The organism is Nostoc sp. UIC 10630, from assembly GCF_010747425.1.
GTDB lineage: Bacteria > Cyanobacteriota > Cyanobacteriia > Cyanobacteriales > Nostocaceae > Nostoc.
The window spans coordinates 1-15,730 of record NZ_JAAGOG010000021.1; the positions used below are offsets into that span (position 1 = coordinate 1).

The following is a 15,730-nucleotide window of genomic DNA, read 5'->3' on the forward strand; positions in this document are numbered from 1 at the left end:
TGCCTTGTCACGGGTGGAGTCATCTACAGTAATTGATTGCAGCAGTTGCGCCAAGGCGGCGATCGCAATTTCATTGCTTGTGCCGATTTCCCCTAAGCATTCTGCTGCATACCAACGGGTGTAGCCATCCAGATTATATTGCAGCAGTTGCACCAAGGCGGCGATCAAAATTTCATTGCCTATACCGATTTCCCCTAACATTTTTGCTACTTCCCCACGGTTGGAGACATCCAGATTATTCGATTGCAGCAGTTGCACCAAGACGGCGATCGCAATTTCATTGCCAGGGTCGATTTTCCCTAAGCTATATGCTGCAAACATAGGGGTGAAGTCGTCCACAGTAGTTGATTGCAGCAGTTGGACTAAAGCAGCGATCGCAATTTTATTGCCAGTACCGATTTTCCCTAAGCGTTCTGCATACCTAGCGGTAGAGTCATCCACAGTTGTTGATTGCAGCAGTTGTACCAAGGCGGCGATCGCTTTTGTACGGTCTGTTTGTTGCAGTGCTGACCCAGCTTCGCCTTGGATTAAACTCAGCCTATAACTATCAACTTTATCAATTGTCCACTTGATAATTTGCGCTATTATTTCATCTGCTCTAGAATAATTTCTAAACTCTGCAATTCCTGCGGTAGCTAAAAAATAGGCGCGATATTCATAACATTTTTGACATCCATCTTTAAAATTAACTAAAGCATCGATAAACTCTTGCTGTTGCTGTTTGAGTTTTTCTTCTGGTTGCCCTAGCCAAAGTAATATTGTTTGCTTCCATTGCGGTTCAAAGATGCGATAAGTTCCTTCACTGGGATTTTTAGGAACGTGGTTGAGAAAGAAACGCCAGTCATCAATTGCTTTAGCAGCAAAGTACTCCTGAAATGAGGCATGAAAGAAAGCGTAAACAGGTTTTCTATTCGTATCTATCCCGACACAGTTTAGCCAGCCGCGATTTAGTGCCAATTTCAGCAGCGAATTTTCATCATCAGCATCACCCAAAAACTGAGTAACAGAATCCTGCCGCAAGCGAAAACGGCTTTCTTCTTTATCTATTGCTGCTTTAGCTAATTCTCCCAATTTAATATTAAGTTGCTGACGCTGTTTAGAGTTTGTCACAAATTCGGCTTTTTTCCACTTGTCAAAGTCATCAACAAATTGCTGATAAAGTCCCGCTTGAGTACCGGGTAATTTACCATCTCCCGATTGCCAATTTAAACACAGCAGCGTCAACCGCAAAGGATTTTTCACTAAATCCTGAATCCGTTCTTTACCTGATTCTTTTAACGCAGTACATAACTGCTTTCCAGTTTCAGGAATAGCAGCGAACCATCTGTGAATAAATCTCTCTACCTGTTCTGGATAAGAAAAATCTAAACTGCGATAGGTATCAAAATCATCAAGTGCATTACTGCTGCCATCCCACAAATTAACCCGACAGGTCAGCATAATTCGCACTTGGGAAATTAACCCCCCTTCACGAAATTGCCGTGCAATCTCTGTTAGAGGATTAGATGCAGACATTTCATCTAACCCATCTAACAACAGCCAGACATTCTTTTGATTAAACAGAGCAACAAAATCATCCTTCAGTTGCTTAGTGGCTTCAGCTTTACCTATTTTCTCAGCTACCTGAGTCAACCAAGTTTCAAACAGATAAGATTTTAGTTCCTGACCTCGCAAATCTGCTAAAGATACCCAAATGACAATCGACTGGTGAATCTCACGAGATACCCAATCAGCAATCTGCTGTAACAGTGTTGTCTTTCCTGCTCCTGGTTCGCCAATAATTGCAATTCGCTTACCTTGACTTTTAGGCGTGTTCTTCTGTTTGAGAACTTCTTCAAGAAAAGCATCATGATCAAATGTTTTGGTGATTTCTGTCTCCTTGTACAGTTCTGACCCCTGTTCTGGAGAAATATCACCTTGACGCTTAGATTGTTTTTTACGCTCAATTAATCCCATGCGATCGCAGTAGCAACAGCCGTCAGTGTTACAGTTACCATAAATTCACTACAAACTGAGTTGATGTAGAGATTATTTCAATTGGCACAAATAGTATCACGAAAAAGCTAGGCGATTATTAGTGATATCAATAAATACAGTTCAGATAAAACCAAAACAATTGTAGAGACGGCGATTTATCGCATCTCAAAACCCCAAGCGTATTGTGATATAAATTCAGTTTTTTAACCCGCGCAGGCGGGTTTTGTCTGTATAGCCGCGACTTATAGTCGCCAGGATACTAATACAAATTTAATTAATCATAGCAACACATCCTTGGGTAAAGACGCGATGAATCGCGTCTCTACAAATAGTTTGTTTGTCGCATTCTTGTTTCAAATTATGAATTATTAATTAGACGCTGCTTTTTCTCCCACGTTACGAATTATTTCCTCCAGTGTTTGGAGTAATTCTTGCTCGTTATAAGGTTTAGAAAAGTAAGCCCGTGCCCCCAATTGCATAGCTAGTTGCCGATGTTTATTGCTGCTACGAGAAGTCAGCATTGCAACTGGAATATTTTTTGTATCAACGTCTGAATTAACCTTACCTAAAAAGCCATAGCCATCAAGACGAGGCATTTCAATATCACAAATTACCGCTTCAACTCTCAATCCATTATGGAGTTTTTCTAAAGCATCTTGACCATCTTTAGCTTGCTCTACTTGATACCCTCCTTTTTCAAGAGTCAGGGCTAAAAAGCGGCGAACGTTAATCGAGTCATCTACAATTAAAATTGTGCCTTTTTGCTTAACTGATGCTGCTGATATTTTATTTTCATCAAATATTAGGAATGGTGTTTTTAATCTTACTGATGGTAATTGAATACCTTTAGGAGTCCGGCGATTTGTAGCAATCCAATACAGCAATTCATTGACATTAACGAGTGGCACTACTCGACCATCACCGAGAATTGTGCAGTTACTGAAGCCTTCCGGTAAAGGTATATTTCCCTCAACTTGGCGAATAGCAACTTCTTGTTCACCCCAGCAACGGTCTATTTGAATTGCTACTGGCTGATTATTCCCTTTGACTACTAATACACTGTTAGCATTAATTGCTGCCGGAGTTTCTAATTCTGAAGTATCGTAGCGCAGACAATTAAACTCTAAATAAGGAGTTAGGCGAATCAGTGGCAGCATGGTTCCTTGCCAATTTAGAACTTCGCTACCTGCCATTTGGAAAACTCGCTCTTGTTGGAGTAAGAATATTTCTGAAATGACATCTGTAGGAAATGCCAACAGCATTTTGTTGATTTCTACTAGCAGAACTCGCGCAACAGAAAGTGTAAATGGTACTGATAGGGTGAAGGTAGTACCAACTCCTGGTTCCGTATCAACTTTCACATCTCCTCGAATTAGTTTGAGATTGTTACGAACTACATCCATGCCGACACCTCGACCAGATAATGCTGTAACTTGCTCAGAAGTGGTAAAACCTGGTTCAAAAATTAGTGATAAGAGTTCTTCATCACTAGCATTAGCGAGTAGAGAAGCATCTAATCCCATAGCTAAGGCGCGGGTGCGAATTTTCTCTAGAGAAATGCCCCATCCATCATCTCGGATGGTAATCAGGGTGCGATTACTGCGGTGACTAGCTGTAATTTCAATCAATCCTTGTTCTGGTTTACCCAAAAGACGACGAGTGCCAGAGTCTTCGATACCATGATCGAAAGCATTCCTTAAGAGATGCATTAAAGGTTCGTTTAATGTTTCTAAAATGCTGCGTTCAATTAAAGTGTTACCACCTTCAATTTTTAACTGAACATTTTTCCCATACTCTACATTTAAATCGCGCAAGGCTCTAGGAAAACGTTCAGTCAAATCGGACAGTGGCCGCATTCGGATGTGATTTAACTTTGTCTGTAACTGTTTGGATGTTTTGTTGATTTTACGAGCGATTTGGTCTGTATCATCTACACTGAGTTGCACATCAGTTGTAACTTCCTGTACCTGAACAATGGTTTCCATAACTTCCTGCGATCGCAGGTTTAAATCGTTATAGCGATCCATTTCTAAGGCATCAAATCCTCTGTCTGTGCCTTGTGCTTGGTGGCCATTTTCAGCTTGTACCCGTAGTCCAGCAGCTTGAGTAGAAATTTTGTCATAAGCTATACGCAAATCCTGGTTTTCTCGGTCGAGAACTTGTACTCGCTGATTCAGGTTTCGGACGAGTTTGCGTAATCTTTCTAGTTGCGAGTTTAAGCCATTTCGCTGAACAATCAGTTCGCCAAATAAATCATTAATTTGCTCTAGTTGTTTACTGGGAACTCGAACGCTATTTTCATGAATTTCCCGATCTTTAACAACGCCGTTTGACTCTCCTTTTCCTTCGCTAGATTTAGCATCGGCAGGATTATTTTCTCTAGCAAATATGGGATTTTGCTCTGTAACATTAATAGAATTAACATCATCTGCAAATTCTGCATCTACAAATGTAAAATTAGCAGCGATACCTGTGCTAGGATGCGTCAAAGCTTCATCATTAGTCCAATTTTCTCTAGTATTTTCTGGCTGCCAAACAGGTGTTGGCACTGCTTCTGGCAGGGCAATATCTATGTGTGCGATGGGAAGCTGTGGTATTACTTCTGCTGCTGGTAATAGTAGCGGTGATTGCGTATAACTAGCAAAATCAATTTCTGTAGGTAAGTTATCTAGTTGATTTGTCAGCACCAAAGCTTGCGATCGCCGCCATGCTTGCAATGCTAATTGGGCAATTTCGGGAATGCGATTGCTGCTAACCGTGTCCAATTGCTGCGTTACTGACTCACAAAGCTTGGTAAAGGCTGCCAACTGGAGCATTTCACCCAAACCGCCCAATTCAGCTGCCATGATCACAATTTCTTCATGCAAACCAGGCTGTTCGCTATCTGCCAATATAGATTCTAAACGCTGCAAACATTCTTCTACTTCTGTGGCAAATAGCAAGGGGATAACGTCTTGTCCATCCTCTGGGGATAGCATAGATGAGGCATCCTCTGGAGTGGGGTCGCCCAAGCGATCGTGCAACTCATCAAAAACTGGGTAACAAAAGGTTGCTAACCACGCATCTTCAACAACATTTCCTTCTGCAAGCAATTCGACAATCTGACGCAGCCAATCAACTCCAGATAGCAATAAACTTTGCAACTGGGTGTCAATTTCTAGAGAATTTTTTTTCGTTTTTAAAACTTTAAAGGAATCTTCCAAACGATGGGATAAATGACTTAGCGATTTAAATCCCATCATCCCCGCGCCACCTTTAATGGAATGAGCGGCTCGGAGTGCAGCATTGATTTTCTCTAAATCAATGCGGTTAGTAGTATCAATTTCTAGCAATACCCCTTCTAAGGTATTTAAGTAATCAGTTGCTTCTTCCAGAAACTGCATCTGGATTTCTAATTCTTTGTCTTGTAACATGGTTTTTGTCCTTAGTCATTGGTCATTGGTCATTAGTCATTGGTCATTGGTCATTGGTCATTAGTCATTAGTAAAAGGACAAATGACAACGGACAAATGACAACGGACAAATGACAAATGACAAAATTAACTAACTTTGAAAGCCTCGACAGTCTCTTGTAACTGTTGAGAAATCTCCACCGTTTGTTGTAGAGATTCGGAAACTTGACGAGAAGAATCGCTGGTACGTTGTGATATAGCAGCAATATCTTTCATCAATTGGCTAACACTTTGTGATGTTTCAACTTGAGATGCAGTTGCAGTGGAAATCGACTGTACTAAAGAGTCAATTTGACGCGATACATCCAAAATTTCACTCAGGCTTTGTTTAGCCTCCTCCACAATTAGAGTCCCTTCTACCACTTGGGTAGTGCCTATTTCCATCGCTTGAACCACTTCACTGGTTTCTCGTTGGATATTTTCAACAATTTGTTCAATTTCTTGGGTTGCTGCGGCACTCCTGACTGCTAATTCGCCGACTTCTTCAGCAACTACGGCAAAACCTTGACCTTCTTCACCTGCGCGCGCCGCTTCAATGCCGGCGTTAATGGCTAGTAAGTTAGTTTGAATGGCGATTTGGTTAATCAAGGAAACTACACGGGAAATTTGTTGCGAAGATTCTCCCAAACGTTTCACTTTCTTAGCAGTTTCACCCACAGTTTCCCGTAAAGACAGGATATTTTGTACTGTCAAATCCATCGCGTGTCCACTCTTGGTAGCAGTGTTAGCGGCATGATTGGCAACGAAAGCAGCTTTTTCGGCGCTTTCGGCTACAGCTTTCATGGATTGGGTCATTTGGTCAACAGCATCTAGGGTGCGGTTGATTTCGGCAGCTTGCGTAAGTGCTTCTTCTGCTAAATGGCGCATTGCTCCTTCGTTAGAACCAATGGCAGTATTAACGTGGGTGGCAGCTTTTTGAACTTGGGTAACAATATCGCGGAGACTTTCGACAATTGAGTTGAAAAAGTCGGCAACAGTGCCGATTTCTCCAGCCGTCACGTCTGCACGTACTGTCAAGTCGCCTCTGGCTGCACCTTCTACGTCGTTGAGTAGTTCTAAAAGTTGTTGTTGCAGTGTTTCTTTTTGATGCCGTTCATCGTCAGAATCGGTGATTCCAATATTCCTAACTTGTTCTATCTCCTCTAATAACTTGGCTTGTTCTAAGGCATAGCCGACTTGAGTTGCTATCTGTTGAAATAAGTCAATTTCCGGCTGTTGCCAAACACGTGGGGTTTCGCAATGATGAGCAATTAATAAGCCTAAAAGTTTTTCTTGAGCAAGAATTGGTACAACCAAATTACCTTTGACGGCAAATTTTTCTAATAGTCGAATGTAACTGTTGGCATTTTTCAGACTTTGGTCTTGATGAATATCTGCAACTGCTTGCACCTGTCCATCGCGCTCGGTTTCTATATAACGTTCCCGAAAATAAGGATCGTCGATTTTCACTCCAAGCATTTCCGGCCAATTACCAGTTACCGATTCCGCAACAACAACGCCATCCCGATTATCTGAATTCAGGCTATAAATAATTACCCGGTCTGTTTTTAGAACTTGCTGAACTTCTTTCACTGCTGCGTGATAAATATCTTCAGTTTTCAGACTTCTCCGAATTTGTAAGGTAATATCTGCTAGTAATTTTGTCCCTTCAACGTCTATTTCCTGTTCTTTAACTAAGACTTGCAATTGTTCGGCCATCAGGTTGATATTTGCACTCAATACCCCTAATTCGTCTTCTCTTTCGATTTCCACACGGGTATTGAATTTACCTTGACCAAGCTTTGCTAATGCCGCAGTTGCAGTGAGAATTGGCAGTGTAGTAAGTTTAGCTAACCAAGATGCGATCGCACCCACAATTAATGCTGTCAGTGCTGTACCAATCGCTATAGTCCACAACAATTGTCTTTGCGGCTCAAATACAGTTGCAGTATCTGTGGACAAAAGCACTTGCCAGTTTAAATCAGGTAAGCCATCTAGTTTGGTTGCTGGTACGTAGCTGACCAATTTTTGTTTTTTGTCAGTTTTAGGAACATCTATAAAACTATCTACCTTGTTTGCTGTCAGCAGTTTAGGTAAATTAGCATACTCTCCCTTTGCCTCTTTCCCCAATAATCCCTTTTGGGGACTCAAGAAAACTGTTCCTGAAGCATCAAGCAACTGATATTGTTGTCCATTGGCTACGTAGTTTTTGATGACTTCTTCTAAAGATGTTACAGGCAGCCGCGCTCTTACCACGCCAATGGTTTGGCCCGTCCTTTTCTCTTTCACAGGTGCAGCTATATAAATACTCACTACACCAGTATTCTTTACTGCTTCTGGTTTACTGATGACAGGAGTATCTTTTTGTAAAGCGTCTTGAAAGTAGGCAAGGTCTTTTTGATTTTCCAGGGGTTCGCCTGTGGATTGGACAATCAAGTTACCTTGACGATCAAAAACAGCCACGCTGTCATAAGCTTTGTAAGCTTCGACAATTCGATCTAAAACTGCTTGTTTCTGTGAATTGCTGGTACTACCTTGGGAACTTGTCAAAAAAGGCAAACTTGAGATTACCTGAATATCCCCGTAGCGCCCCAGCATAAAGCGGTTAATTTTATCACTTAAACCAGTTGCTTCAGCTTGTTGAGACTGGGTAATTTGCTTAGTAATGGACTTGTTGGCAAAAGTAAAAGCGATCGCACCGATGCCCAATACTGGTATTGTACCGATTGCGATCGCTAAAATAGTCGCCTTCTTAGCCAATCCGAGTTTTGTAAAAAAGGCAAAAGCCTGATTTAGCGAAGAATTATTAGCAGTTTTACTAGTATTCTTAGTTGGTAGCTTTATGACACCACTAGTTATTTTTTGGGATGAAATCAGCGACGCTCTATTTTGAGCGCTGCTACTTTGATTTGTGTTGGTTTTATTAAACATAAAAATAGTTCTCTTAACTATGTGAATAAGAACACTAAAAATCCTTTTTAGTAGTACATTTTAATCACTGCGGAGAATAGAAGACTGCCCAATTGCCTGTGCATCTAATACCAGCAAGATTTCTTCTTGTTGGACAACGCAGCCACATAAATAAGGAACCAAACTGGATGCCACTTGTCCTATAGGAGAATGAATTTCATCAGCAATGAACTTAGTTGTACCTTTGATTTCTTGCACAACTAAACCTAGCACCAATGATTCTACTTGGATAACGATCGTACTGTATTGCCGTAGTCGATAATCTAGAGATTCTAAATTTAGCATTCTTGGCAAATCAACTACCCAAATTATCCGACTCCGCCAATTCATTAATCCTAATATGCAGGTGGGCATATTAGGCATTGAGGTTACAGATTCAATAGGTACAAGAATTGCTTCTTGCGTATGCTTCATTGATAAAACAGCAGCAGTCTGTTGATTTAGCTGAAACTTTAGATAACTGTCTGCTAAATTATTTTGATTTGGTTTTAGAGGAAGTGGAATGTTTGTACTAGTCATTGATTCAAATTACTACCGATTTAATAGTACGTAGGAGATGTTCGCGGGTGTAAGGTTTAGTTATGTAGGCATCTGCACCTTGTCTCATTGCCCATAAACGGTCAATCTCTTGGTTTTTAGAACTACAAATCACAATCGGCACTTTTGCAGTAATCGGATTTCTTCTCAGAGAACGACACAATTCAAATCCGCTCATCTCTGGCATTACTACATCAGTAACGATCGCATCTGGTTTTTCTAACACAGCTTTTTCTAAACCCTCTTTTGCACCACTTGCTTTAATTACGTTATAACCACTCTCTTTGAGATAATGACTCATTAATTCCAATTCACTGGGAGAATCTTCTACAATCAGAATTGTGCCAAGTAAAGTCAGACTCACTATATAAATCTCCTAAAAAATAACTTAAGGCGATTAAATTTGCTTATAGTTATTGGTTACTAGTAAAATTAACCAAGATGTTTAAAAACTATTTTTAGCAATTCTGATTGTGTAAAAGGCTTAGTCAAATATCCTGAAGACCTAACCATTTTCGCTTTTGCCCTGTCAATAAATCCTGTTCTACCAGTCACCATAAGGATAGGTGTGTATTTAAAAGCTGAATGTTTTCGTAATAAGGAACATAGCTCATAACCATCTAAGCTCGGCATCTCAACATCTAGTAAAATCAGATCGGGCTTACTCCGCAAAATCTGCATTAAAGCTTTCACCGGATCGTTTATCATAACAACAGAAAATGTATTTTCATCCAAAAAGTGTTTAATAGAATTTAAAACTGTTTGGCTATCATCAATGCAGGCAATTGTATATAGTTTTTTTGCAGCAGGTAGTTGATTAGTTTTATTATTTTCAGGCATGTCAAAGTTGATTGATATTGGCAAATTTTGCCCAAGTTTTATTTGTATTGGTGGCTGAATTTGAGATGGTTGTATTTTAGATAAAACTTGGGAACCTGCACCAGACGGAATTGATGACTGGATATTTTGCCGATTTCTTAACTGTCTTTGACAGTGTTCAACAAGTAACCGCAAATCCAGGCGACAGAACTTTGGTAGTTCATCCAAAGAGCTTTCCGGGCTGAATTCATAGCTACCTTCTTTTAAACACAGAAATGATTCCAGTACTTCTTTTGCCAATTCGTCTATCAGGCTTGCTGCTTGCACAGCAGTAATATAATCCTGATTTACTAACCAACAAATAGCTTGGTAATCCGCATTAGGTATTGATTGATGTTCATCCTTCGTCTCAAACATCAGCCGCATTTGCACGCGAGTGGCGCTGTTGAGAGCAGGAATCTGCTGGCTTAAGCGTCGCAAGTGACTGTCAAGCCGCTCAAACAGTTTATCTGAATAGGAGGCATAAGTAAGTTTACCGTCCTCTAGATAAATTGACCAAGAAACTATTCCAGTAAATATGCTTAAGCACCCTGTAGCACGGCGGCTGGTTAATTGTGCTAACAGAGATAGTGGATGTAGTTTCTGGAACAACCTGTAGCTACCTATAGGAGTTGTGCTCATTTTGCTTTTACTTCAGCTAAATTCGATACGTGTTGGCTAAATTCGTATAGAGTTATTCCACATTTGAAATCAGCTAAAAAGCATCAAACTTTTGTATTTTAAAGTACATCAGTTTACATCTAGGTTTGTGGTACAACTCAACGACAGTAGCGTTATTTTCAGATGAGTAAATCTTAGTAAATTCATAAATCGTTATTAATTTACTTACTGTTACTGAGATTGATAAACATCTTGCGAGAATAAGACATAAAAATGTCAAGACTAGATGAAGCCACTTTCCATTGAGTAACCCCCATCTGACCACAGGAATAATACTGATTTTGTAGATAGTGATATATTTGAATTTCTGTATTTACACTGAAGTAAGCTCTATTTTTAAAGGAGCTAAACGCTAGATGAAGCCACTTTGTATCGAGTTACTTCAACTTGACCACAGTAATAATACTGGTTTATTGATAATAATAAATTGATTTTTTATATGTTTTAGTTTCATGAACAGAGATAATAGTATGTCTTATTTCAGTGTTCATACCTCGGTGGATGCTGCAAAAGCCTTATCAGCAGAATTTATCGAAAAGTTCCAGAAAAAGTATTAGCAGCAGGATTAGTAGTTTTCCATTCTATAACTACGTCATCGTGAGAACTTTCGATGATATTACCTGCGCTATCAATAATTTTTTTCACAGGAAAATCAGGAATAGGATTTGTAATTTGTGCTGAGGAAATATTAGAAAATACTAAGTTGAAAAGCAGAACTAGGCAGATACCAATTAAAAATGATGATTTATATTTAATTTATCGCGTGATTAACCTATTTGTCTGAATGACAATAATCTGTCACTGACAAAAAAATTAGTCACTGCACAGTATAACTACCAACCTAGGTAAAGTAATCCAATTTATTAAAAATGCGGATAAAAGGACTTGAACCTTCACTCCTTTCGGAACTAGAACCTAAATCTAGCGCGTCTGCCAATTCCGCCATATCCGCATCAGTTTACTATCGTACCATAAGAAATTATTTTTGTGAATAGGGAATGAGGAAGAAGCAGTTCTTGCTGGGGCAATGGGGAGAATAAAAAATTACCTCTTTCCCCCTCTGCTCCCTGCCCCTCTGCCTCTTCTCCATACCCAATTACATAACCGCAACACGAGGCAGACGATGCTTAAACCCACAGAGAATTTCCCATGAAATAGTGTTTAGTTGTTCTGCCCAATCGTCTGCGGAAATTTGTTCTTTTCCCTGTTCCCCTAGCAAAGTGACTACTTCTCCTTCTTGGATATTGGGTATGGCACTTACATCCAACATCAACTGATCCATCGTAATTGTGCCGATTTGCGACACTCTCTGACCGCGAATTAACACCTGCATTTTGTTAGAAAGACTGCGAGGAACACCGTCAGCATAGCCAATTCCCACAACAGCGAGGCGAAGTTCACGCGGGGCAATAAATTTATGCCCGTAGCTAACAGCAGTTCCTGCGGCAATTGTTTTAACTTGGGTAACTCGTGCCTTAAGTTGCAAAACGGGCTTGAGGTCGATCGCATTTTGTAAATGCGGTGCTGGGTAGAGTCCGTAAACAGCTAAACCTACTCGCACAATGTCGTAATGCAATGCCGGATTTGTAAGTGCGGCGGCTGAGTTTGCCAAGTGCAAGCAAGGTGGTTCAATTCCCATTGCTTTGATTTGAGCGATCGCTTCCTCAAATCGTCTATGCTGTTCTTCCATTGCCGTTGTATCAGGATCGTCTGCTGTTGCCAAATGAGAATAAATACTGGCAATCGATAGATGTGGTAGGCGCTGCACTAATTGCACAAATTCACCTGCTTGCTGCCAATTAGTTCCTAACCTAGACATACCCGTGTCTAATTTGATGTGTACGGGCACTGGCGAACCATGATTCATGGATTCCAGAATATTGGAAAATACCAAAGCTTGTTTAGGGCTACAGAGTGTGGGCTGAAGTTTCCATTGTGCGATCGCATGAATCTGCTCTGGTGTATGAGTTGCTCCTAAAATCAAAATGGGCGCTTCAATCCCGCCTTCTCGCAATTGAATAGCTTCTGGAACTGTAGCGACTCCCAGCCAACTAGCTCCCGATTGAATTACAGTTTGGGCAACTGTCACCGCACCATGTCCATAAGCATCAGCTTTTACTACTGCCATCAACTGGGTACGCGGCGATAAAAACTGCACCAATTGCTGTACGTTATACGACAACGCCCCCAAATCAATTTCTACCCAAGCTCGTTGCGAAAACCACGCGTAGGTGTCGCACTGCTGATTAGGAACTACACCAGGGATTTGTTTGCGACTTAACATTTGTACTGACTCCTATCCCACCACGGCTAAACTTTCAAGTTATCTATCTATACACGCTCCTAAAAGCGAGATCAGATTAAATAGGAAGTTTAACCTTCATATTGGAAGTGATACAAGATGTTGCAGTAGTAAACTAAAAGTTAAGATTTATGAGTAGGGAGTTAGAGGTAAATCTTATAGCTCTGTTTTTTGCTGTGTTATTCGCATTAATCTACGTAAAATTATTAGTCTGATGTTAGAAGTTTTACTTCCAAACTCCTAGCTCTTCACTCATAACTCTTAAGTCATAAATTAATTGCCGAATTCTGCCGAAAGTATAATTTATTCTCATCTCCCTAGCAGGGTGTATTTGTGTTAACATTTATGTAAAGCTAATACCCTGAGCGCAGATAAATGGGGAAGGTTTTAGTCTTAAACGCATCTTACGAACCTCTCAATATAACGAGTTGGCGGCGTGCTGTGGTTCTGTTAATCAAGGGCAAAGCAGAACGCGTAGAACACAACGGTAAATTTTTGTACTCGGATTTTCCGTTGCCGACCGTAATCCGGTTACGTCATTACGTGCGTGTTCCTTATAAAGAAATTCCTCTAACTCGCCGAAATATATTGCACCGTGATGGTCATGCCTGTCAATACTGTGGTTACACAGGAGATGAGTTGACTCTAGACCATGTAATACCGCGATCGCGCGGCGGGGGCGATGCCTGGGAGAACATTGTGACAGCTTGTGTCCGTTGCAATGTGAAAAAAGGCAGTCGGACTCCCCATGAAGCTCACATGCCTTTACGCCATCCTCCCCGCCAACCTTATAGCAGCCTCTATTTCGAGGTCAGCAAACATCTTAAGAGTGGACTGCATACAGAGTGGCAAAAGTATGTTATAGGGCTTTGAGCAAAAACGCAGAGGAGTAGAGGATAAAAAAGAAACACCTTATTGCTTTAGGTTCAATCTAACAGCTTTACTAATGGAGTGTTGAAAACTTGGCGGCTATATGGCTGGCAAAATGGCGATCGCGTCTCGTAGACCGGCGCAATGGTCAATGCTCAAGCCTATACACTTGTGTACGTGGTTCAACTTTTCTTAGGCATCCTCTCTGAATTCTGAGACTTTTCAAAGGGGATAGAAACAGGCGTTGTTAATTAAAAGTAATTGTTAATTGCTCAATAGTCATAATAATGAGATTATTGAGCATAAGAATATTTGAAAGATCAAGGACTAACCCTAAAGTATAAGATAGAAAGTATACCCTAAGTCAGATAAAAAATTCAGATAAAAATCCTGCTGATTCAATTTAAGGAAGAGAAAAAAGCTCCTCAAACAGATTTATGCTGCCAGATACAGCCCGATATACAAAACTTGCTTGTTTTCAGCACTCATATACCCTCTAGTTGAATTTAATTGATATCAAGCGCTGTTACTGACAAAAAATATACTTAGATGTATAGTGCAATGTCTTGATATTTTTGCGAAGATCAAAATAATGTGGCTAAATTCAGTGAATTGCTGATCTTAGTATTTCTGAATTAAAGGAGCCTCACACTTTAAAAAAGTTCCCTATGTACTTGAATTCTCCCGTTACTCAGTTTGAGAGTTTGTCATTGACCACAGCAGAGCCAAACCCAGAGGAACCTGAAATCGAGAAAGCGCCAGTGGAAATTGCATTTAAAAGTCCATCATTACCGCCATCGGTAGGTGACGGAGCTATATTTCTTAGTCACCGTGGTAATTCTCTGGCACAACAAAAGTCCGAAGAACTGCAAAAAACCCTTTTGGCACATCGACACGATCGCCAACTGGTAATTTTGCAAGATTTTCCTGACCCTGATGCCCTTTCTTGTGCATGGGCTTATCAGTTAATTGCCCAGCAATATGATATCAAATGCGAAATCATTTATGCTGGTGCATTGAGCCATCAAGAAAATATAGCTTTGGTAAGGCTGACTAACTTACCTATCCAACGCTGGACAACGCAAACCTTGAAAACTAAAGATTTGTCATCTTATCAAGGTTTTGTATTAATTGATAACCAGGGAACTACTTCACAGCTACTGTCAGCAGTGCAGCAAGCTGGAATTCCCCTAGTGGTACTCGTTGACCATCATAGTATCCAAGGCGATCTGCAATCAGAGTTTGAGGATATCCGCCCTTATGTAAGAGCGACGGCAACAATTTTTACACAATATCTCCAAACGGGATTACTAGCATTAGATAGCAGCATAAATCAACACGTTAAATGTGCAACGGCCTTGATGCACGGCTTGCGATCGGATACAAATCGGTTAATGCAAGCGCAAGAAGAAGACTTTATGGCAGCTGCGTATTTAAGCCGATTTTATGATGCCCAATTGCTAAACGCCATTTTACAGGCGAACCGTTCCAAGCGGGTAATGGATGTGATCGAGCGATCGCTAAAAAATCGCATCGTTCAAAATAACTTTTCCATTGCTGGTGTTGGTTACTTACGCTACGACGACCGCGATGCCATCCCCCAAGCGGCTGATTTTCTCGTTACCGAAGAAAACGTCCACACTGCCGTAGTTTACGGCATTGTTCACGATGAAGACGATGAACTGGAAATAGTCATCGGTTCCCTGAGAACCAGCAAACTGACCCTTGACCCTGATGAATTCATCAAAGAAGCCTTTGGACAAGACAGCGCCGGGCGGTTTTTTGGCGGTGGAAGGACAAGCGCAGGTGGCTTTGAAATTCCGATGGGCTTCTTATCTGGCAGCAACGAAAATTCCGCTTATGCGAAAATGAAGTGGGAAGTATTTGACGCTCAAATCAAGCAAAAACTGCTGAGGTTGGTTAATCCTAGAGATAACCCAATTCAATCAGAATAGAGAAAGATAAAGGAAGATGGAGAGAACTCCTAACTAATGCAGCAGTACAAGTGTTTGTTCAGATAACATCCCTTCCCGATTTTTGATAAAAGTCGGGAATTTGGATTTTATGACGAAGGCTGAACTAAATCAAAGTTAACTTGCGCCGA

Annotated in this window: 9 protein-coding genes and 1 tRNA gene; 2 read left to right on the forward strand and 8 right to left on the reverse strand. The window is 40.7% G+C overall.

Annotation, left to right across the window (positions count from 1 at the left end; genetic code table 11):
• The 8 genes from G1O98_RS08045 to alr all read right to left on the reverse strand — a co-directional run.
• Nucleotides 1–1,956: NACHT domain-containing protein (locus G1O98_RS08045; RefSeq protein ID WP_163928290.1), on the reverse strand; the 1,956-nt coding region annotated here is incomplete at its 3' end.
• A gap of 389 nt (nt 1,957–2,345) precedes the next feature.
• Nucleotides 2,346–5,390 carry a hybrid sensor histidine kinase/response regulator gene (locus G1O98_RS08050; protein ID WP_163928292.1) on the reverse strand — a complete coding sequence of 1,015 codons (3,045 nt, stop codon included), beginning with the start codon at nt 5,388–5,390 and terminating at the stop codon, nt 2,346–2,348.
• Between the two features lie 126 nt (nt 5,391–5,516).
• On the reverse strand, nt 5,517–8,339 hold the full coding sequence (locus G1O98_RS08055) for a methyl-accepting chemotaxis protein (RefSeq protein WP_163928294.1): 2,823 nt from the start codon (nt 8,337–8,339) through the stop codon (nt 5,517–5,519).
• Between the two features lie 60 nt (nt 8,340–8,399).
• Nucleotides 8,400–8,897 (reverse strand): chemotaxis protein CheW, encoded by a 498-nt coding sequence (locus G1O98_RS08060; protein ID WP_163928296.1) that lies wholly within the window; start codon nt 8,895–8,897, stop codon nt 8,400–8,402.
• A gap of 4 nt (nt 8,898–8,901) precedes the next feature.
• A complete protein-coding gene (locus G1O98_RS08065; protein WP_012411883.1) occupies nt 8,902–9,279 on the reverse strand; it encodes a response regulator in 378 nt (125 codons plus the stop codon).
• 68 nt (nt 9,280–9,347) lie between these two features.
• A complete protein-coding gene (locus G1O98_RS08070) occupies nt 9,348–10,415 on the reverse strand; it encodes a response regulator (protein WP_163928299.1) in 1,068 nt (355 codons plus the stop codon).
• 909 nt (nt 10,416–11,324) lie between these two features.
• Nucleotides 11,325–11,406: transfer RNA gene (locus G1O98_RS08075), tRNA-Leu, on the reverse strand.
• 144 nt (nt 11,407–11,550) lie between these two features.
• Nucleotides 11,551–12,738 carry an alanine racemase gene (gene alr / locus G1O98_RS08080; protein ID WP_163928300.1) on the reverse strand — a complete coding sequence of 396 codons (1,188 nt, stop codon included), beginning with the start codon at nt 12,736–12,738 and terminating at the stop codon, nt 11,551–11,553.
• A 393-nt stretch (nt 12,739–13,131) separates the two neighbouring features.
• Between alr and G1O98_RS08085 the strand changes: the two genes are divergently transcribed.
• Entirely contained in the window at nt 13,132–13,629 is a 498-nt protein-coding gene (locus tag G1O98_RS08085; protein WP_114083489.1) for an HNH endonuclease, read from the forward strand.
• 665 nt (nt 13,630–14,294) lie between these two features.
• Complete coding sequence (locus tag G1O98_RS08090) at nt 14,295–15,581, forward strand: bifunctional oligoribonuclease/PAP phosphatase NrnA (RefSeq protein ID WP_163928302.1); 1,287 nt, start codon at nt 14,295–14,297, stop codon at nt 15,579–15,581.
• Nucleotides 15,582–15,730: the final 149 nt, after the last annotated feature.

What these genes read in the sequence shown, in the direction of transcription:
- G1O98_RS08060 (WP_163928296.1), bottom strand. Translation starts at nt 8,897, where the DNA reads ATGACTAGTACAAACATTCCACTTCCTCTAAAACCAAATCAAAATAAT.
- alr (WP_163928300.1), bottom strand. Translation starts at nt 12,738, where the DNA reads ATGTTAAGTCGCAAACAAATCCCTGGTGTAGTTCCTAATCAGCAGTGC.
- G1O98_RS08055 (WP_163928294.1), bottom strand. Translation starts at nt 8,339, where the DNA reads ATGTTTAATAAAACCAACACAAATCAAAGTAGCAGCGCTCAAAATAGA.
- G1O98_RS08090 (WP_163928302.1), top strand. Translation starts at nt 14,295, where the DNA reads ATGTACTTGAATTCTCCCGTTACTCAGTTTGAGAGTTTGTCATTGACC.
- G1O98_RS08070 (WP_163928299.1), bottom strand. Translation starts at nt 10,415, where the DNA reads ATGAGCACAACTCCTATAGGTAGCTACAGGTTGTTCCAGAAACTACAT.
- G1O98_RS08085 (WP_114083489.1), top strand. Translation starts at nt 13,132, where the DNA reads ATGGGGAAGGTTTTAGTCTTAAACGCATCTTACGAACCTCTCAATATA.
- G1O98_RS08050 (WP_163928292.1), bottom strand. Translation starts at nt 5,390, where the DNA reads ATGTTACAAGACAAAGAATTAGAAATCCAGATGCAGTTTCTGGAAGAA.